This window comes from Cellulomonas pasadenensis (assembly GCF_047229365.1).
Classification (GTDB): domain Bacteria; phylum Actinomycetota; class Actinomycetes; order Actinomycetales; family Cellulomonadaceae; genus Cellulomonas.
Window position 1 is genome coordinate 1 of the sequence record NZ_JBFTEP010000076.1, and the last position, 18,810, is coordinate 18,810.

At 76.6% G+C, this 18,810-nt stretch carries 19 protein-coding genes and 2 riboswitches; of the genes, 13 read left to right on the forward strand and 6 right to left on the reverse strand.

Annotated elements, in window-relative coordinates:
• The coding region (locus AB6N23_RS11650; RefSeq protein ID WP_412866222.1) for a TetR/AcrR family transcriptional regulator at positions 1-638 on the reverse strand (638 nt) is incomplete at its 3' end.
• 157 nt (positions 639-795) lie between these two features.
• Here AB6N23_RS11650 and AB6N23_RS11655 point away from each other — a divergent pair.
• The 5 genes from AB6N23_RS11655 to AB6N23_RS11675 all read left to right on the forward strand — a co-directional run bounded on the left by AB6N23_RS11655 (position 796) and on the right by AB6N23_RS11675 (position 6,006).
• Positions 796-2,175 (forward strand): acetyl-CoA C-acetyltransferase, encoded by a 1,380-nt coding sequence (locus AB6N23_RS11655; RefSeq protein ID WP_412866223.1) that lies wholly within the window; start codon positions 796-798, stop codon positions 2,173-2,175.
• Positions 2,176-2,278: 103 nt separating this feature from the next.
• On the forward strand, positions 2,279-3,673 hold the full coding sequence (locus AB6N23_RS11660; protein ID WP_412866224.1) for a 3-oxoacyl-ACP reductase: 1,395 nt from the start codon (positions 2,279-2,281) through the stop codon (positions 3,671-3,673).
• A complete protein-coding gene (locus tag AB6N23_RS11665; protein ID WP_412866225.1) occupies positions 3,670-4,605 on the forward strand; it encodes a MaoC/PaaZ C-terminal domain-containing protein in 936 nt (311 codons plus the stop codon). Before AB6N23_RS11660 ends, AB6N23_RS11665 begins: the two co-directional genes overlap by 4 nt.
• A gap of 344 nt (positions 4,606-4,949) precedes the next feature.
• Positions 4,950-5,336 carry a four-helix bundle copper-binding protein gene (locus AB6N23_RS11670; protein ID WP_412866240.1) on the forward strand — a complete coding sequence of 129 codons (387 nt, stop codon included), beginning with the start codon at positions 4,950-4,952 and terminating at the stop codon, positions 5,334-5,336.
• Positions 5,337-5,403: 67 nt separating this feature from the next.
• On the forward strand, positions 5,404-6,006 hold the full coding sequence (locus AB6N23_RS11675; RefSeq protein WP_412866226.1) for a pentapeptide repeat-containing protein: 603 nt from the start codon (positions 5,404-5,406) through the stop codon (positions 6,004-6,006).
• A 30-nt stretch (positions 6,007-6,036) separates the two neighbouring features.
• Here the strand turns inward: AB6N23_RS11675 and AB6N23_RS11680 are convergent, their stop codons facing one another.
• Complete coding sequence (locus AB6N23_RS11680) at positions 6,037-7,125, reverse strand: GNAT family N-acetyltransferase (protein WP_412866227.1); 1,089 nt, start codon at positions 7,123-7,125, stop codon at positions 6,037-6,039.
• Positions 7,126-7,216: 91 nt separating this feature from the next.
• Here AB6N23_RS11680 and AB6N23_RS11685 point away from each other — a divergent pair, with 91 nt between their 5' ends.
• A complete protein-coding gene (locus AB6N23_RS11685) occupies positions 7,217-7,663 on the forward strand; it encodes a DUF2867 domain-containing protein (protein WP_412866228.1) in 447 nt (148 codons plus the stop codon).
• 54 nt (positions 7,664-7,717) lie between these two features.
• Here AB6N23_RS11685 and AB6N23_RS11690 read toward each other — a convergent pair whose 3' ends face one another.
• Positions 7,718-9,223 carry an aminotransferase class V-fold PLP-dependent enzyme gene (locus AB6N23_RS11690; protein WP_412866229.1) on the reverse strand — a complete coding sequence of 502 codons (1,506 nt, stop codon included), beginning with the start codon at positions 9,221-9,223 and terminating at the stop codon, positions 7,718-7,720.
• Positions 9,224-9,257: 34 nt separating this feature from the next.
• Positions 9,258-9,371, reverse strand: a riboswitch (SAM riboswitch).
• Positions 9,372-9,505: 134 nt separating this feature from the next.
• On the opposite strand from AB6N23_RS11690, the gene AB6N23_RS11695 reads away from it, so the two are divergent.
• From AB6N23_RS11695 to AB6N23_RS11710, 4 genes are all read left to right on the forward strand, one after another.
• On the forward strand, positions 9,506-9,751 hold the full coding sequence (locus tag AB6N23_RS11695; RefSeq protein WP_412866230.1) for a ribbon-helix-helix protein, CopG family: 246 nt from the start codon (positions 9,506-9,508) through the stop codon (positions 9,749-9,751).
• Entirely contained in the window at positions 9,748-10,179 is a 432-nt protein-coding gene (locus AB6N23_RS11700) for a type II toxin-antitoxin system VapC family toxin (RefSeq protein ID WP_412866231.1), read from the forward strand. Before AB6N23_RS11695 ends, AB6N23_RS11700 begins: the two co-directional genes overlap by 4 nt.
• Positions 10,180-10,235: 56 nt before the next feature.
• Positions 10,236-10,338, forward strand: a riboswitch (SAM riboswitch).
• 4 nt (positions 10,339-10,342) lie between these two features.
• Entirely contained in the window at positions 10,343-10,786 is a 444-nt protein-coding gene (locus tag AB6N23_RS11705; RefSeq protein WP_412866232.1) for a rhodanese-like domain-containing protein, read from the forward strand.
• Entirely contained in the window at positions 10,783-12,042 is a 1,260-nt protein-coding gene (locus tag AB6N23_RS11710; protein ID WP_412866233.1) for an O-succinylhomoserine sulfhydrylase, read from the forward strand. The genes AB6N23_RS11705 and AB6N23_RS11710 overlap by 4 nt, the downstream gene beginning before the upstream one ends.
• Positions 12,043-12,111: 69 nt before the next feature.
• On the opposite strand, the gene AB6N23_RS11715 is transcribed toward AB6N23_RS11710, so the two are convergent.
• Positions 12,112-12,888, reverse strand: coding sequence for a MerR family transcriptional regulator (locus AB6N23_RS11715; protein WP_412866234.1), 777 nt, complete (start codon positions 12,886-12,888; stop codon positions 12,112-12,114).
• A 180-nt stretch (positions 12,889-13,068) separates the two neighbouring features.
• On the opposite strand from AB6N23_RS11715, the gene AB6N23_RS11720 reads away from it, so the two are divergent.
• The 3 genes from AB6N23_RS11720 to AB6N23_RS11730 all read left to right on the forward strand — a co-directional run bounded on the left by AB6N23_RS11720 (position 13,069) and on the right by AB6N23_RS11730 (position 17,262).
• Entirely contained in the window at positions 13,069-15,345 is a 2,277-nt protein-coding gene (locus tag AB6N23_RS11720; RefSeq protein WP_412866235.1) for an ATP-binding cassette domain-containing protein, read from the forward strand.
• Positions 15,346-15,478: 133 nt separating this feature from the next.
• A complete protein-coding gene (locus tag AB6N23_RS11725; RefSeq protein WP_412866236.1) occupies positions 15,479-16,369 on the forward strand; it encodes a hypothetical protein in 891 nt (296 codons plus the stop codon).
• Positions 16,366-17,262, forward strand: a complete 897-nt coding sequence (locus tag AB6N23_RS11730) for a hypothetical protein (RefSeq protein ID WP_412866237.1) — start codon at positions 16,366-16,368, stop codon at positions 17,260-17,262. The genes AB6N23_RS11725 and AB6N23_RS11730 overlap by 4 nt, the downstream gene beginning before the upstream one ends.
• A 12-nt stretch (positions 17,263-17,274) precedes the next feature.
• Here AB6N23_RS11730 and AB6N23_RS11735 read toward each other — a convergent pair whose 3' ends face one another.
• Positions 17,275-17,781, reverse strand: a complete 507-nt coding sequence (locus AB6N23_RS11735; protein ID WP_412866238.1) for a pyridoxamine 5'-phosphate oxidase family protein — start codon at positions 17,779-17,781, stop codon at positions 17,275-17,277.
• A gap of 146 nt (positions 17,782-17,927) precedes the next feature.
• Positions 17,928-18,467, reverse strand: coding sequence for a hypothetical protein (locus tag AB6N23_RS11740; RefSeq protein ID WP_412866239.1), 540 nt, complete (start codon positions 18,465-18,467; stop codon positions 17,928-17,930).
• Positions 18,468-18,810 lie beyond the last annotated feature (343 nt).

The following is an 18,810-nucleotide window of genomic DNA, read 5'->3' on the forward strand; positions in this document are numbered from 1 at the left end:
GCCCAGGACTCCGCGAGCGCGCGGGCGGCCGCGTCCGGCCGGGCCGCGGTGCCGGCGTCGCGGTCCTCGGTGAGCCCGTGCGCGAACGGCGCCGCCACCATCGCGGTCACGGAGTCGAGGAAGTGCCCGAGCGGGCCGCCGGACTCCACCGAGCCGTCGCGCGTGACGAACGCGTACACGTGCGGCGACGACTCGATCATCTCGAGGTACACCGCGACCATCGCGCGCAGCCCGTCGCGGGGCGTCGGCGCGATGCGCAGCACGCCCTCGAGCGCGCCCTGGATCTGCAGCACGACGGCCTCGGCGACCGCGATCTGCAGGCCGGTCTTGTCGGCGAAGTAGCGGTAGACGATGGACTTCGACGTGCCGGCGGCGGCCGCGATCTCCTCCATCGACACGTCCGGGCCGCGGTGGTGCACGGTCCGGCGCGCGACGCGGACGAGCTCGGCGCGGCGGGCCTCGCGGTGGTCGGCCCAGCGGGTGGAGCGGCCGTCGGCGGCGGCGTCCGCGACGTCGTCGGCCGCGTCGCCCACGGCCGCGGGCGCGCCGAGGGACCCGACGCGGCGGGGTGCTGCGTCGTCGTCCGCGGGGGGCGGGGCCGTCGTCGTCCTCGACGGGCCCGGCGTGACCGGCCTCACGCAACCGACGGTATCAGGTACTGTGGGTTTCGGACATCAGCCGGGACCGACGTCCCTCGACGCGCCGCAGCCCTCGTGGCAGCCGCGCCGACGAGGCGGCGGTCGCACCCCCGGCACGGACCCGTCATCAGTGCCGATGCGAGAGGGAACGCCCGACATGGCAGCCTCCACCCCCGACCGGAGCACCACCCCGAGCAGCACGACCGCCGCCGACGCCGCCACGAGCGGCCCCCGCGCCGCGTACGTCCTCGGCGGCAACCGGATCCCGTTCGCGCGCGCCGGCGGGACGTACGCGCAGGCGTCCAACCAGGACATGCTCACCGCGGCCCTCGACGGGCTCGTCGCCCGCTACGGCCTGCAGGGCGAGCGGATCGGCGAGGTCGCCGCCGGCGCCGTCCTCAAGCACAGCCGCGACTTCAACCTCACGCGCGAGGCCGTCCTCGGCTCCGCGCTGTCGCCGACCACGCCGGCGTACGACGTGCAGCAGGCCTGCGCGACGGGCCTCGAGACCGTCGTCTCGCTGTCCAACAAGATCCGCCTCGGCCAGCTCGAGTCCGGCATCGCGGGCGGCGTCGACACGACGTCCGACGCGCCCATCGCGGTGAGCGACCGGCTGCGCCGGGTGCTGCTCGACCTGTCGCACGCCAAGACCCCGCAGCAGCGGCTGAAGGCCGTCGCCCGCCTGCGCCCCAAGGACCTGGCCCCGGCCACGCCGCGCACGTCCGAGCCGCGCACGCACCTGTCCATGGGCGAGCACCAGGCCCTGACGACGGCGCAGTGGGGCATCACCCGCGAGGCGCAGGACGAGGTCGCGCTGCGCAGCCACCAGCGCCTCGCCGCCGCCTGGGACGCCGGCTTCTTCGACGACCTCGTCACGCCGTACCGCGGCCTGACGCGCGACGGGAACCTGCGCGCGGACACGTCGCTCGAGAAGCTGGCGAAGCTCCGGCCGACGTTCGGCCTGTCCCTCGACGCGCCGGCGACGATGACGGCCGGCAACTCGACGCCGCTCACGGACGGCGCCTCGACGGTCCTGCTCGGTTCGGCCGAGTGGGCCGCCGAGCACGACCTCACGCCGCTGGCCGCGGTCGTCGACGCCGAGGCCGGTGCCGTCGACTTCGTGCGCGGGGTCGACGGGCTGCTCATGGCGCCGGTGTTCGCGGTGCCGCGCCTGCTCGCCCGCCACGGGCTCACGCTGGACGACTTCCAGTACGTCGAGATCCACGAGGCGTTCGCGTCCACGGTGCTCACGACGCTCGCGGCCTGGGGGTCCGAGGAGTTCGGCCGCGAGCGCCTCGGCCTCGACGGGGCGTTCGGCACGGTCGACGTCGACCGGCTCAACGTGCACGGCTCGTCCCTCGCCGCCGGCCACCCGTTCGCCGCGACGGGCGGGCGCATCGTCGCCACGACCGCCAAGGAGCTGCACCGCCGCCGCGCCGCGCAGGTCGCCGCCGGGGACCACTCCCCCGTGCGCGCCCTCGTGTCCGTGTGCGCCGCGGGCGGCCTCGGCCTCACCGCGATCCTCGAGGCCGCCTGACCGCCGGGCCGCACGCCGCCACCCCCCCGGGCGGCGTGCGGCCCGGTCCCCTCTCCCGACGCCCGCGGCGCCCCCGCCGGCCCGGACCGACGCAGGAGCAGCGATGACCGACACGTACCTCGAGCTCGTCAACAGCGGGCTGACCAAGAAGATCGCGCAGCAGCTCGGCCTGCCGCGGCCCGCGCGCCTGCGCCGGTACCGGCCGGGCCAGCCGCTCGTGGACGGCCCCGTGCTCGTGCTGGGCTCCGGCCCGGACGCCGACGCGGTCGCGACGCTGCTCTCGTCGCCCGCCGGCGGCCCGGCGTCCCCCCGCCCGGAGGCGCCGGTCGTGCTCGACGGCTGGGACCTCGACGTGCACCGGCACCCGACGCCGGACGTGCGCTACGCCGCCGTGGTGCTCGTCCTCACCGACGTCGCGCACCCGGACGACCTCACGGCGCCCGTGCTCGCCGCGGCGTCGACCCTCAAGAGACTGCGGCCGGCCGCGCGCGTCGTGACGGTGTCGCGGCCCGCGCTGGGCACGGACGCGCCCGCGGTCGCCGCCGCGCGGCAGGGCGTCGACGGGTTCCTGCGCTCGCTGGCCAAGGAGCTGCGCGCCGGCGGCACGGGCAACGGGCTGGTCGTCGCGGCCGACGTGCCGGTGACCGCGCCGAGCGTCGTCGCGGGGCTGCGGTTCCTGCTCTCGACGCGGTCGGCGTTCGTCGACGGGCAGTTCCTCGAGGTCGACTCCGACGCGGGCGAGCTGCCGGCCGACTGGGACCGGCCGCTCGCCGGCCGGGTCGCCGTCGTCACGGGCGCCGCGCGCGGCATCGGCGCCGCGATCGCCGACGTCCTGGCGCGCGACGGCGCGACGGTCGTCGCCGTCGACGTGCCCGCCGCGGGCGAGCAGCTCGCCGCCGTCGCCAACCGCGTCCGGGGCACCGCGCTGCAGCTGGACGTCACCGCCGACGACGCGGGCGAGCGCATCCTCGAGCACGCCCGCACGCGGCACGGCCGCCTCGACGTCGTCGTCCACAACGCCGGCATCACGCGCGACAAGCTGCTCGCCAACATGTCGGACGACAAGTGGGCGTCCGTGCTGGCCGTGAACATCGCCGCGCAGCTGCGCATCAACGAGGCGCTGCTGACGTCCGGCGACTTCGCGGACGCGCCGCGGGTCGTCGCGCTCGCGTCCACGTCCGGCATCGCCGGCAACCGCGGGCAGACCAACTACGCCGCCAGCAAGGGCGGTGTCATCGGCATGGTCCGCGCCACCGCGCCGCTGCTCGCGCCCTTCGGCGGCACCGCCAACGCGGTCGCCCCCGGGTTCATCGAGACCGAGATGACCGCGCGCATCCCCGCCGTCACGCGGCAGGTGGCGCGCCGGCTCAACTCGCTGCAGCAGGGCGGGCTGCCGGTCGACGTCGCCGAGGCGGTGGCGTTCCTCGCCTCGCCCGCCGCCGGCGGGATCATCGGGCGCACGCTGCGCGTGTGCGGGCAGAACATGGTCGGCCGGTGAGCGACCCGCGGGAGGTGCGGCTCCCGGCCGTGCCGGGGCTCGGCGGGCTGTACGGGCGGGCGGCCGCCGGCGCGGCGCGGCTCGCGCTGCGCGGCGGGTCGCGCCGGGTGGTGGCACCGCTGCCGGACGTCGTGCACACGGTCGACGGCGTCCGCGTCGACGCCGCGCACCTGACGGCGTACCAGCGGCTGCTCGGCGAGCCCGGCACGGACGCGCTGCCCGCCGGGTACGTGCACGTGCTGGCGTTCCCCGTCGCGACGGCGCTCATGGTCCGCGACGACTTCCCCCTGCCGCTGCTCGGGATGGTGCACCTCGCCAACCGGGTCGAGCAGCGCCGGCCGCTCCTGCTGGGCGACGTGCTCGCCGTGCGCGCGCACGCCGAGGGCATGCGTCCGCACGCACGCGGCACGCAGGTCGACCTCGTCGTGGAGGTGCGCGGCGGTGCGGGCGACGCGGGACGGGGCGACGACGTCGCGTGGCGCGGCGTGTCGACGTACCTGGCGCCCGGGCTGCGGCTCCCGGGTGCCGGTACCGACGCCGGCGCCGGCGCCGACGAGCCGGCCGAGCGCCCCACGTTCGTGCCGCCGGCGCCCACGGGCACGTGGCGCCTCGACGCCGGCACGGGCCGCCGCTACGGCGCGGTGTCCGGCGACCGCAACCCCATCCACCTGTCGGCACTCACCGCCCGGCCGTTCGGGTTCCCGCGCGCCATCGCGCACGGCATGTACACGGCGGCGCGGCTGCTCGCCGACGTGGGCGCCGTGCGCGGCGAGGCGTTCGCGTGGTCCGTGGAGTTCGTGAAGCCGGTCCTGCTGCCGGGCACCGTGGCGGTCAGCACGCGTCCCGCCGACGCGGGCGGGTACGACCTCGCCGCCTGGCACCCGCGCACGGGCAAGCCCCACGTCCTGGGCACGGTCGCCCCCCTCCCCTGACGCGGGCACCCGACCGGCGACCCACCCCGCCGAGCCGGCGGTTGCGCAGCACCGGCGCCCGGCGGTGCTGCACGACGACCGGTTCGACGCGCCGGGCCGCAGGACCCGGCGACCTCCCCCCACCCCACCAGCGACGAACCGGCCGTTCTGCAGTACCGGCGTCCCGCCGTGCTGCACGGCGGCCGGTTCGGCGCCGTCGCGAGGGCCCCGCGTCGGCGGGTGTTCCGCGTCGGCGGGCGGGTGGGGCGTGCGGCGCCTAGCGTGGCGGGCGTGCTCGTCGTCCCCGGGCCGGGACGTCGGCCGCGGCGGGCCGCGGAGGAGGCACCGTGAGCACCGTGCGGCAGATGGTCGACAGCTACCCCGGCGACCCGTTCGCCCCCGCGGAGGAGCTGGTCGCGTGCATCGAGGCGTGCCTGGCGTGCGCGCAGACGTGCACCGCGTGCGCGGACGCGTGCCTGGGCGAGGAGCACGTCGCCGACCTGCGCGCGTGCATCCGCCTCGACGCCGACTGCGCCGACGTCTGCAGCGCGACGGCCACGGTGCTGAGCCGCCAGACCGACCCGGACCTCAAGCTGGTCGCCGCGCTGCTCGAGGCGTGCGCGGTCGCGTGCGGGCAGTGCGCGGACGAGTGCGAGCAGCACGCCGGCATGCACGAGCACTGCCGGGTGTGCGCCGAGGCGTGCCGGCGCTGCGAGGCGGCGTGCCGGGCGCTGCTCGCGTCGATGGCCTGACCGGCGCGCGGCCTGCCGCGCCGGCCGGCCGGGCCGCCTGTCGGTAGCCCGTGGCACGCTCCGGGGTGTGGACGCGACCGCCGACGACCTGGTGCCCGACGCCGACCTCGACGCGCTGACCTTCACCGGCCTCGACCTGGCGGGCCGTGACGCGTCCGGGGCCCGGTTCCTCGAGTGCGCGCTCGTCGACTGCCGCGCCGACGGGCTGCGCCTCGACCACGCGCGCCTGCTCGACACCACGTGGACGGCCGTGCAGGCGGGCGACGTGCGCGCGCCGTCCTCGACGTGGCGCGACTCCACGCTCACCGACGTGCGGCTCGGGGCGCTGGGCGTGTCGGGGGGCGAGTGGCTGCGCGTGCAGGTCGTCGGGGGCAAGGTCGACTACCTCGACCTGCGGGGAGCGACCGTGGAGGAGGTCCGCCTCGAGCGGGTCACGCTCGGCGACCTCGACCTGTCGGGCGCGCGCGTGAAGCGGCTGACGGTCGTCGACTGCGACGTCCGCCGGCTCGACGTCGAGAACGCGCACCTCACCGACGTCGACCTGCGGGGGGCGCGGCTGCGCGAGGCGGTCGACGGCGTCGGCGGGCTCGCCGGCGCGACGGTCAGCCCCGACCAGCTCGTCGACCTCGCACCGCTGCTCGCAGCCCACCTGCGCATCCGGGTGGGCTGACCGCGGCGCGCGTGCCACGCCGCTCGCGGCTCACCAGCCGGCGAGCCGCAGCACCTCCGCCGCCACGTCCTCGGGGTCCCGCCCGTCCGTCGCGACCCGGTGCACGTCGGCGGCCGCCTCGGCCTCGAGCCGCACCGCCGCCGCGTCCGAGCGGGCGACGTGGGCGGCCAGCGACGCGCCGTGCTCGCGCCGCGCCAGACGCGCGTGCGCGGTGCTGTCCGACGCGGTGAGCAGCACCGACGTGACGTGCGGGCGGTCACCGACGGCCGCGGCGAGCACGTCGGCCTCCAGCACGCTGACGGTGCTGGTGACGACGAGCCGCCGGTACCCGAGCGCGCGGTAGCGGCGCCAGACGTCGGCGAGGTTGGCCGCCGCGACGCCGTGCTCCCACGGCGCCGGGTGCGCGAGGTCGAGCGCGTCGCCCTCGACGACCGCGTGGCGGACGTCCCGCGCGGTCAGCAGGTCGTGCACCGCCGCCCCCACGGTCGACTTGCCGACACCCGACCGCCCGCCGAGCAGCAGCAGGTGCGTGCGGTCGTCCGGCACCGCCTGCCCGGCCAGCCGGGCGCGCAGCCGGTCGCGGACGGCGGGCCACTCGTCGGCGAGGACGGAGAAGTACATCGACGCGCCGCGCGTGCCGTCGGGGCGCAGGCGGTGCCCGCGCAGCCGTCCCTCCGGGACCGCGCCGAGCTTCGTGACGGCCGCGAGCGAGCGGTGGTTGCGCTCGTCGACGCGGTAGGCGACGCGCGCGACGCGCCACTCCTCGAACGCGTGCGTCATGAGCAGCAGCTTGCAGGCGGGGTTGACGTGCGTGCCCCACACCGCCGGCGCGTACCAGGTGTGCCCGACCTCGAGGCGGCCCACGGTGCGGTCGACGTCGTAGAAGGAGGTCGACCCGACGACCCGGCCGGCCGCGTCGAGCACCGCGAACGGGTACCGGCCCGGCGCGGCGAGGGCGGTCGCCACCACCCGCTCCATGTCGGCGGCGGTGCGCGGCGTCGGCGACGTCATGCCGCGCCACACGACGTCGTCGGTGCACGTGAGCAGCGGCGCCGCGTGCTCGGCGCGCAGCGGGACGAGGCGGACGCCGTGGCCGGAGAGGACGAGGTCGTGCTCCATGGGTGGAGCGTGGCACGGGCGGCCCCACCCGCTCGGCGTCGTCTCAGGTACGCCGCTCTAGCGTGACGGGCACACCCCTCACGGAGGACCCATGACGCCCTGGTCGCTCGCCCTGCGGGACGTCCCCGCGCCCGACTTCGCCGACGCCGCGATCGTGCCGCTGCCCGCCGGTGCGCCGACCGACCCGGCTGTCTGGGCGGACGCGGTCTTCTCCCTCGCCGCCATGCCGCGCTGGGTGCTGGCGGCGCTCGCGGTGCGGCAGGTGCTCGTGCCGCTGCTGCGCATCCCCGCGGCGCCGCGCGACACGTTCGCCGTCGACCGCGTCGTCGGCCAGGAGGCGCTGATCGCCCACGACGACGTCCACCTCGACTTCCGCTGCGGCGTCGCGGTCGACCCCGAGGCGCGGCTGGTCAGCGTGACGACGGCCGTCCGGCTGCACGGGTGGCGCGGCCGCCTGTACCTCGCCGTGGTCCAGCCGGTGCACCCGGTGGTCGTCACCGCGATGCTGCGCCGCGCGGCGCGCCGGCTGACCCGCTGACGCGCGGCGGTCCGCCGACGTGCCGCGCGGCGGTACGCCGGCGGGTCGCTCCGCTCAGTCGTCGACGGCCGGTCCGCAGGCGGCGGCCGCGGTGGCCGCGAGGTGGTCGAGCCCGCGGACCTCGACGAGCGGGCGGGTGTCGTCGACGACGGACCAGCAGCCGTCGACGACCTCGTACCCCGCCTGCGTGCCGCGGTCGACGAGCGCCGCGACGGCGGCGACCAGGCGGTCGACGTGCTCGGCGGTCGTCCCGACGCCGATCGACGCCCGCACCGCACCCTGCGACGCGCCGAGGTGCGCGAGCAGCGGGTGCGCGCAGAACCGGCCGTCGCGCACGCCGATGCCGTGCTCGGCGGACAGGTACGCCGCGACCAGACCGGGGTTCAGGTCGCCGACGGTGAACGTGACGACGCCGACCGGGTCCGGCGAGTCCGGCCAGATGCGGGCGACGCGCACGCCGTCGACCGCGGTCAGGCCGTCGACGAGCCGGGTGCGCAGCGCCTGCTCGTGCGCCTCGAGCGCACCGGCGGGCAGCTCCGCGAGGGTCTCGCACGCCTGCGCGAGCGCGATGGCGCCGATGACGTTGGGCGAGCCCGCCTCGTGCCGTGCGGGCGCCGGCTGCCACAGGGTGCGGTCGGTGCGGACGTCGCGCACCGCGCCGCCGCCCGCGAGGTAGGGCGTCCCCGTGTCGAGCCAGTCGCGCCGGCCGACGAGCGCGCCCGCGCCGTACGGCGCGTACGTCTTGTGCCCCGAGAACGCGACGTAGTCGACGTCCGTCGCGGCCAGCGAGAAGCCGCGGTGCGGGACCAGCTGCGCGCCGTCGACGGCCACCCGCGTCCCCGCGGCGTGCGCGAGGGCGACCACGTCGTCGAGCGGCAGCGCCTCCCCCGTGACGTTCGACGCGCCGGTCAGCGCGAGCAGCGCGTACGGGGTGCGCGCGAGCTCGTCGCGCAGGGCCTCGAGCGTGGCGGCGACCGTGGGCCGCAGCGCGAGGACCGTCGCGGTGCGGGACTCGGCCGCGTGCGCGCCCGTGCCACGCTGCACCCACGGCAGGAGGTTGGCGTGGTGCTCGACGTCCAGCACCAGCACGCGCCCGCCGTCGGGCACCACGCCGGCGAGCAGGTTGAGGCTGTCGGTCGTGTTGCGGGTGATGACGCAGACGTCGTCCGCGCGGGCGCCGACGAACCGCGCCACGGCCTGGCGGGAGGCCTCGTACAGCGCGGTGGACACCTGCGAGAGGTACCCGGCGCCGCGGTGCACGGACGCGTACAGCGGCAGCACCTCGGCGACCCGCGCGGCGACGGACTCGAGCGCCGGTGCGCTGGCCGCGCAGTCGAGGTTCGCGTAGGTGCGGCTCGAGCCGTCGACGAGCGGGACCGTCGTCGACGCCCCGACGACACCCGGCAGCGGCCCGCTCGCGGCCGTGGAGCGCGCGGCTGCGGAGGACGCCGTGGCGCGCGTGCTGGCGGACGTGCTGACGGACGTGCTGGCGGACGTGCCGACGGACGACGTGCCCGACACCTCGTCGGCACACGCGAGCAGCTCGGTGATGGTCGTCATGGCAGCCTCCTGGACCCGGGGACCCGGCAGGGAGGTCCCGCGCTTGCCGGCACCGGACGGTGCACGGCCAGGTCGTCACCCGGGGCACCCCACCGCGGAGGAGGGTTGCCGGCCAGCGAGCCGGGGCTTCGCGCTGGCGCTCATGACCTGGGTCGAGGATCGGCGTGGGCGCCGGGGGGTGTCAACGCGGACACGCGGACGGTCTCTCGATACGAGACGAGCGATCTCAGCAACGTGCGTCCGCAGCGGTATGTGTCATTGATATGCCGATATGCTCCCGCGATGCGGACGACGCTCAACATCCCCGACGACCTCTACCGCGAGGTCCGGACGACCGCCGCCGCGACCGGACGCACGGTGACGTCGGTGGTCGAGGAGGCGCTGCGCGCCGCGCTCGCGCGGTACCGCGAGGAGCAGGCCGGTACCCGCGTCGCGTACGTGGTCGCACCGTCCGGCACCGGCGGGCTGCTGCCCGGCGTCGACCTCGACGACTCGGCGGCCCTGCTCGACGCGATGGAGGGGCGGTGATCCTGCCGGACGTGAACGTCCTCGTCGGGGCCTTCCGCGCGGACGCCCCGCGGCACGAGGCGCTCCGGGGGTGGCTCGAGCGGACCGTCGGCGGGCCCGAGACCGTGGGGCTCACGGACGCCGTGCTCGGCGGCACGGTCCGGGTCCTGACGCACCCCCGCGTGTTCGCCCGCCCCACGCCGCTCGCCGAGGCGCTGGCACAGGTGGAGGCGCTGCGCAGCCACCCCGACGTCGTCCGCGTCGTCCCCGGGCCGCGGCACTGGGACGTCGTCGCCGAGCTCTGCCGGGCCGCGGACGCGCGCGGGAACCTCGTCGCCGACGCGCAGCACGCCGCCGTGGCCGTCGAACTGGGGGCGACGTGGGTCTCGCAGGACCGCGACTTCGCGCGGTTCCCCGGGCTGCGCTGGCGTCCGGCCGTCCCGGGGTGACCGCGCGGGGTGAGACGGCCCGCCCCCGGCCTGCGCGCCTGCCGTAGCATCGCCGACGACCATCCAGAGCGGCCGAGAGATCTGGCTCGACGACGCCGCAGCAACCCGCGGGACCCGCACGGGCCCGGACGAGGGTGCTACCGCCAGGACCGATGGAGGACGCATGACCGTGCACGCACGTCCCGCCGACGGCTACGCCGGCGACGTCACGCCGACCGAGGCCTGGGCGCTGCTCGACGGCCACCCCGACGCCGTGCTCGTCGACGTCCGCACGGACGCCGAGTGGCGCTACGTCGGCGTGCCCGACCTGCGCGCGCTCGGCCGCCAGGCGGCGCTCGTCGAGTGGGTCTCGTACCCGACGGGCCGCCCGAACCCGCGGTTCCTCGACCAGCTCGCCGCCACGGGCGTCACGCCGGGCGACGGCCGGCCCGTGGTGTTCCTCTGCCGGTCGGGCCAGCGCTCGATCGGCGCCGCGCAGGCCGCGACCGCCGCCGGGTACGGGCCCGCGTACAACGTCCTCGAGGGCTTCGAGGGCGCGACCGGGCCCGACGGCCACCGCGGGCACGAGGGCTGGCGCGCCGCCGGCCTGCCGTGGGTGCAGCCGTGAGCGCGCGCCGCGTCCCCGGGCCGCGCGACTGGGACGACCGACGGACCGACCGCGCCGCGCTGCGGCCCGACACGCTCGCCGTGCGCGGCGGGCTCGTGCGCAGCGAGCTCGGCGAGCTGTCCGAGGGGCTCTTCCTCACCCAGGGGTACGCGTACGGGTCCGCGGCCGACGCCGAGGCGGGCTTCGCGGGCGACGTCGACCGGTTCCTGTACTCGCGCTACGGCAACCCGACGGTGTCGACGTTCGAGGAGCGGCTGCGGCTGCTGGAGGGCGCCGAGGCCTGCTACGCGACGGCGACCGGCATGTCGGCGGTGTTCACGGCGCTGGCCGCGCTCGTCCGCTCGGGATCCCGGGTGGTGGCCTCGCGCGCGCTGTTCGGCTCCACCGTCGTGATCTTCGACGAGATCCTCGCCAAGTGGGGCGTGCGCACCGACTACGTCGACGGGCACGTGCCGGAGCAGTGGGAGGCCGCCCTCGCGACCCCCGCCGACGTCGTCTTCTTCGAGACGCCGTCCAACCCGATGCAGGACCTCGTCGACATCGCCGCGGTGAGCCGCCTCGCGCACGCGGCCGGCGCGACGGTCGTCGTCGACAACGTGTTCGCCACCCCCGTCTTCTCCCGCCCGCTCGACCACGGCGCCGACGTCGTCGTGTACTCGGCGACCAAGCACATCGACGGGCAGGGCCGGGTCCTCGGCGGCGCGATCCTCGGCCCGGCGGAGATCGTCCACGGGCCCGTCCAGACCCTGCTGCGCAACACGGGCCCGTCGCTGTCGGCGTTCAACGCGTGGGTCCTGCTCAAGGGGCTGGAGACGCTGAGCGTGCGCGTGCGGCACCAGGCAGCGTCCGCGCTCGAGCTCGCGACGTGGCTCGAGCAGCACCCCGCCGTCGCGCGCGTGCGGTACCCGTTCCTCCCCTCGCACCCGCAGCTCGACCTCGCACGGCGGCAGCAGACCGGGGGCGGCACCGTGGTGACGTTCGACCTCGCCGTACCCGACGGCGCGACGCCCGAGCTGGCGAAGAAGACGACGTTCGGCGTGCTCGACGCGCTGCAGGTCGTCGACATCTCCAACAACCTCGGCGACGCCAAGTCGATCGCGACGCACCCGGCGACGACCACGCACCGCAGGCTCGGCGCCGCGGGGCGCGCGGCCGTCGGCATCGGCGAGACGACGGTGCGCCTGTCGGTCGGGCTCGAGGACGTCGAGGACCTGCGCGCCGACCTCGAGCGCGGGCTGCGCACGCTCGCGCCCTGACCGCCCACCGGGCGGGACGCTGACGCCGTGCCGCGGCGGCGGGGACGTCGTCGCGGTCGCGCGGACGCGTCAGCGCGGGGGCAGGACGGCGTGCAGGCGGGCCAGCGCCGCGACGCGGGTGCGTGCGACGCCGTCGAGCACGTCGCGGCGCCGGTCGACCGCCGCCCGCAGCGTCGCGACGTCCGCGTGCACGCGCAGGGCCTCGAGGACCGGCCGGATCGCGTCGAGCGGCGCGCCCGTGCTGCGCAGCAGCTGGACCGCGCGCGCGTCCCGGACGTCCGCGTCGGAGTAGCGGCGGTGCCCGGTGCGCGGGTCGCGACCGGGGCGCAGCAGGCCGGCGTCCTCCCACACCCGCAGCGCGGACGTCCGCACACCGAGCGCGTCGGCGACCTGCCCGACCGTCATCGTCGTCGCGTCCCCCGGGTCCACGGCAGCCCGCGCGCCGCCGGCGTCGCCGTGCGGGACGTCGTCGTGCGGGGAGCCGTCGTGCGGCACGCCGTCGGGCGCCGGGTCGTCCGCGAGCTCGGCGAGCGCCCGCTCCAGGCGGTCGAGGCGCTGCCGCTCGGCGTGCAGGGCGGCGTGCTGCGCGTCGACCGCGGCCAGCGCCCCGCGGACGTCGCCGGCGTGCACCGCGCGCAGCACCGACCGGGCGACGTCGCCCCCGTACCCGCCGGCGAGCGCGCGGTAGGCGAGCGCCAGGTCGGCGTGCCGGGCGGTCCAGGCGCGGTAGCCGTTCGCGGCGCGCGGGACGTCCCCGAGCACGCCGTACCCCGCGTACAGGCGGACGGCCTGCGCGGAGACGCCGGCGGCGTGCGCGACGTCGACCGTCCGCCAGCCGTCGCCCACGTCGGCTCCCGGGGTTTGAGGGTTGTCGCGGCCAGATCCTGACCTGTACCGGTGCGACCCTGCACAGGGGCGTCAACCGTACGCTCGAAGCCTCGTGCCCCGGCACCGGTGCCCCGACGACTTCGGGCGCCCGCGCCGGTCCGTACCGCCGTGCCGCCCACCGCCTCCCGAGGAGCAGCCGTGCCCGACGTCATCGCCATCCGTGGCGCCCGCGAGAACAACCTGCAGGACGTGGACCTCGACGTCCCGAAGCGCCGCCTGACCGTCTTCACCGGCGTGTCCGGCTCCGGCAAGTCGTCGATCGCGTTCGACACCATCGCCGCCGAGTCGCAGCGCCTGCTCAACGAGACGCACAGCGCGTTCGTGCAGAACTTCCTGCCGCAGAGCGCCCAGCCGGACGCGGACTCGCTCACGGGCCTGACCGCGTCGATCGTCGTCGACCAGGAGCCGATGGGCGGCAACGCGCGCTCGACCGTCGGCACCGTGACGGACGCGTACGCGATGCTCCGGCGCCTGTGGGCGCGGCTCGGCACGCCGGCGCTGGGCACGCCGACGGCGTTCTCCTTCAACGACCCGCGCGGCTGGTGCCCGGCGTGCGAGGGCGTCGGCTCGGTGGCGGCGATCGACGAGGACGCGCTCGTCCACCCCGACAAGAGCCTCAACGAGGGCGCGATCGACTTCCCGAACTACCAGGTCGACGGCTGGTACTGGAAGATCTTCGTGAAGTCGGGCTTCTTCGACCCCGACGCGAAGGTCGCCACCTTCACGCCCGAGCAGCGCCGCATCCTGCTGCACGGGCCGGAGGGCAAGGCGCCGAAGGTCGACGTCGGCGGCGCCTCGTTCACCTACGAGGGGCTCATCAGCAAGCTGCGCCGCTCCTACCTGACGAAGAACCCCGAGCAGCTGCAGGGCCACGTGCGGACGGCCGTCGAGCGCATCTCGACGCGCGGCGCCTGCCCGGAGTGCGACGGCACGCGCCTGAGCGAAGCGGCGCGGGGCAGCCTCGTCGCCGGCCGGTCGATCGCCGAGTGCACGTCGATGCAGGTCAGCGAGCTCGCACGGTGGGTGCGCGACCTCGACGCCCCCGAGTACCGGCCGCTGGTCGACGACATCGCCGACCGGCTCGACGCGCTCGTGCACATCGGCCTCGGCTACCTCAGCCTGTCCCGCGAGAGCACGACGCTGTCCGGCGGCGAGTCGCAGCGCGTCAAGATGGTCCGGCACCTGGGGTCGGCGCTCACCGACGTCACGTACGTGTTCGACGAGCCGAGCACGGGGCTGCACCCGCACGACGTGCACCGCATGAACGAGCTGCTGCGCGCCCTGGCCGACAAGGGCAACACCGTGCTCGTCGTCGAGCACAAGCCCGAGGTGATCGAGATCGCCGACCACGTCGTCGACATCGGCCCGGGCGCCGGCGCGGCGGGCGGGCGCGTCGTCTACGAGGGCGACGTCGCCGGCCTGCTGACGTCCGGCACGGTGACCGGCCGGCACATGGCCCGCCACCAGCCGCTCAAGACGGAACCGCGCACGCCCACCGGCGCCCTCACGGTCGCGCACGCGACGCTGCACAACCTGCACGACGTCACCGTGGAGATCCCCACCGGCGTGCTCGTCGCCGTCACGGGCGTCGCCGGGTCCGGCAAGAGCTCGCTGGTCCGCGGCGTGCTGCCGCGCCAGCACCCGGACGCCGTCGTCGTGGACCAGGCCACGACGCGCGGCTCCCGGCGCTCCAACCCCGCGACCTACACCGGCATGGCCGACCACGTCCGCAAGGCGTTCGCCAAGGCGAACGGGGTCAAGCCGGCGCTGTTCAGCGCGAACTCGGAGGGCGCCTGCCCGGCGTGCAACGGCCTCGGCATCATCTACACCGACCTGGGCACGCTCGAGCCGATGAAGAGCCCGTGCGAGACCTGCGGCGGCCGCCGGTTCACCGACGAGGTGCTGGGGCTGACGCTGCGCGGCGCGTCCATCGCCGACGTGCTGGAGATGTCCGTGGTGGACGCGCGCGCGTTCTTCACCGAGCGCACCGAGAAGCCGATCGCGACGATCCTGTCCGCGCTCGAGGACGTCGGCATCGGGTACCTCACGCTCGGGCAGCCCCTGTCGACGCTGTCCGGCGGTGAGCGCCAGCGCCTCAAGCTCGCGATCGAGCTCGGCGCCCCCGCCGACCTCTACGTGCTCGACGAGCCCACCAGCGGCCTGCACATGGCGGACGTCGACCGGCTCATCGCGCTGCTCGACCGGTTCGTCGACGCCGGGTCCACCGTCGTCGTCATCGAGCACAACCTCGACGTCGTCTCGCGCGCCGACCACGTCCTCGACATGGGCCCGGGCGCCGGGTCGGACGGCGGCACGGTGGTGTTCAGCGGACCGCCCGCCGCGCTGGTCGACGAGCCCGCGTCGCTCACCGGGCGGGCGCTCGCGGCACGGCACAGGGCGGCGGTCACCGTCTGAGGGTCCGCCGGCGCGCCGCCCGCCGGCGCGCGTCGGACCGGGTGAAATGTCCGGTCCGTCGTTCCCCGGAGCGCGGGCCGCCGCCACGCTGACCTCACGACGACGGCGGGGGGCGACCGTGGGACGCAGCAGGATGGTCAGGGCCGCGCTCGCGGGCGCCGCGGCGGCGGCGCTCGTGCTCGCGGGGGGCGTCCCGGCGGGCGCGCTCGCACCGCCCGCCGGACCGCGGGGGACGGCGGTGAGCGGCGCACCACCGGCAGCGGTGTGCTCCTACCCCGACGAGGACCTGCCGGTCGTGGTGCCCGGCGACCTCCACGCCGTCGGACTGTGCCGGCTGAACTACGCGGTGGTGCTCGGCGACGTGCACGTCGCCCCCGGCACGCACCTGTCGCTGTGGTTCGGGAGGGTCGCCGGCGACGTGCACGTCGGACGGGCCGGCCGGCTGAGCCTCTACCGGCAGGACGTGGCCGGCGGCCTGCAGCTGGACGGTGCCGAGGCGGTCTGGATCACGGGCAGCACGGTGGGGCGGAGCGTCCGCGGCAAGGTCGCGGCCCTCGAGCTCGAGATGGCGCGGGTCTCCGGGGCGGTCAACGTGGCGGCGCCGGAGGCCGCGACGACCACGGGGACGAAGGTCTTCGCGTCCGAGATCGGCGGCTGGGTCAACCTCCACGGGGGCGTGCAGCGCATCGGGCGCTCCACGCTCCACCGCGGGCTGACGATGTCGTGGGCGCGCGACCTGGCGCTGTGCGAGACCTCGGTGGCGGCCGACGTCACCGTGCGGCACACGCGCGGGCCGGCGCACGTCGGCGGGCGGTTCGCCCCCGTCTGGTCCGTCTGCGAGCCGGGCACCGACGACCTGCGCAACGGGCTCGGGTCGGCGCTCCTCCTGCTCGACAACCGGGCGACCGTCCGGCTCGACGGCACGGACGTCGCCGGGGACCTCGAGTGCCTCGGCGGCAGCGCACCCCCGCAGGTGGCCGCCGACGTCACGGTCGGCGGCGCACGTGTGGGGCAGTGCGCATGAGCGCGCGCCGGCCGCGCCCGGGCCGACGGACGTGGCGGGCCCGCGCGGGGTGGGCGGTGCCGCTGACGACGGCGCTGCTGCTCGCGGGCGCCGTGCCGGCGGCCGCGGCGGCACCACCCGTCACGGTCTGCGGCGACGGCATCAAGCCGGCACCGTTCACCGTGGTCCCGGGTGACCTGCGCATCGAGGGCACCGGATGCTGGGGACTGTCCCGCCTCACGGTGCTCGGCGACCTGCACGTCGCACCCGGCGCGCAGGCGAACCTGGAGCTGTCGCGCGTCGCCGGGGACGTGCACGTGGGCCGCGGCGCCTGGGCCGAGCTGTCCGTCGACGTCGCGGGTGGGGTGCACCTGGACGGCGCCGACCGCGTGCAGGTGACCGGCGACATCGGGCGCAGCATCCGCGGGACGGCGGGGCGGTTCGGGCTCTGGTGGTCGCACGTCGCCGGCGCAGTGAACGTCGCCACGTCCGACCGCGGCGGCCCCGGGCAGCCGCAGTTCGAGGTGGTCCGGTCCGAGGTCGGTGGGTGGGTCAGCACGCAGGGCGGCCGGACCGTCGTGCACGACTCGTGGCTGCACCGCGGGCTGACGGTCCGCTGGGGCCGGTCCGTGCTGCTGTCGCAGACGCACGTGTCGGCCGACACGACCGTGCTCGGCACCGGCGGCAGCGTGCACCTCGGCGACCTGCGCCACCAGGTCCTCGACCCGGGCGTGCCGACGCACGACCCGCGCCGCAGCACCGTCGTCGGGGACGTACAGCTCGAGCGCAACCGCGGGGCGGTCGTGATCGGCACGACCGACGTCGCGGGTGCGCTCGTGTGCACGGCGAACGACCGCACGCCGCGCGTCCTGGCAGACACGGTCGCGGGCTCACGCGCCGGTCAGTGCGCGTGAGCCGCGCCCGGGTCAGCTCAGGTCGACCTCGGCGTTCTCGCCGCCGTCGTACCGCTCGCCCGTCACCTTCGACTTCACGAGGCTGAACACCGTCGCGAGCCGCCCACCGGGGCTGTCCCAGTACTCCGCGCTCTCCGCCTCGAGCTTGATGAGCCCGACCCCCGGGGTGTCCGGGCCGTCGGGGAACCACGCCTCCGCGGCGGTGCCCCACAGCTCGTGGATCTTCGCCCGGTCGCGCACGACCTCGGCCGTGCCCGACACCGACACCCAGTGCGTCGACCCGGCGAACGCCGCGTTCGCGGGGCCGCCGCCGCGCACCTCGTCCGCCTTGTGGCTGTCCAGGTCCGTGAAGAACCACAGGTCCCCGTCGAACTCGACGTCCTGCACCGCCATCGGCCGGCTCACCAGCGCACCCGAGGGGTCGACCGTGGTGAGCATCGCGATCCGGATGTCCTTGATGAGCTCGGCGACCTTGGCGACGCCCTCGTCCCGGTCCAGGTGCTGCGCCTCGTGCGCCATGGGTGCCTCCCGTCCGCGGCGCCCCGGCGGCGCCGTCCCGGCCACGCTAGGCACGGGGCCGGAGGGCCGCACCCGGTGGCGGCGCGGCGCGGACGACGCGGCGCACCGAGGACAGCCCGGCGCGTGTCCGGTGTCCGCTCCTCGCGTCAGGCGTCCGCGGCCGCCGCGGCGACGGCCGGCGCGTGCGCACGTGACGCCCCGACGAGCGCCAGCGCGACCGCGTCGACGCCTGTGCGGTCGGCCAGGGCGGCGGCGTCGCGCACGAGCGCCTCGGCGGGGGCGACCAGCCACGTGGCGGTCGTCGCCCACGTGGCCCCGGAGAACGCCTCCGCATAGGCGAGGCGCTCCCGGCGGCGCGCGGCGTCGGGGTCGTCGGCGGCCACGACCGCCTCGACCTCGAGCACGAGACGCACCTCGGCGCGGTCGCGGCCGACGGCGCGGACCTCGTCCTCGAGGACGTCGACGAGCGCACGCACCGCGGCGGCGGTCGGCAGCGCGGCGGAGTGCACGAGGCGGACGACGTCGGCGCGGGCGGCGGCGAGCGCGATCGTCGTCTCGGTCAGCGCGTCGGCGTCGAGCAGGAACTCGACGAGCCCGGCCGAGGGGCCGGGCGCGGCCACCTCGACGCGGGGGCGGGCGGCGGGGACGTGCGGGGCGCGGGTGCGCGCGAGAACGGGCTGGGCCACGGGAGGAGGTCCTCGGGTCGAACCGGGTGCGCGGCGAGGGCCGGTCGGCCACGGGCGCGCGGGAACGTCAGCTCAGCGACAACACACCCGGGACGAGAACACGAGGAGAGCGTAGACGCGGGCACCGCCGTGTGGCCACCCCCCTGCCGCACGGCGGACGACCGACGGGTGAAAAGCGTGCGCCCGGTATTCCCGGTCCGTCCCCGCCGGGGCCAGTCTGGGACCACCGAGCGGCGGGGGGCGCCATGCGACGGAGCGGGTGGACGACGGCCGTGGCGGCCGTGACGGTGGCGCTGGTGGCGGTCGCGGCGCCGGTCGCGCACGCGGCGCCCGAGGCGGCGCC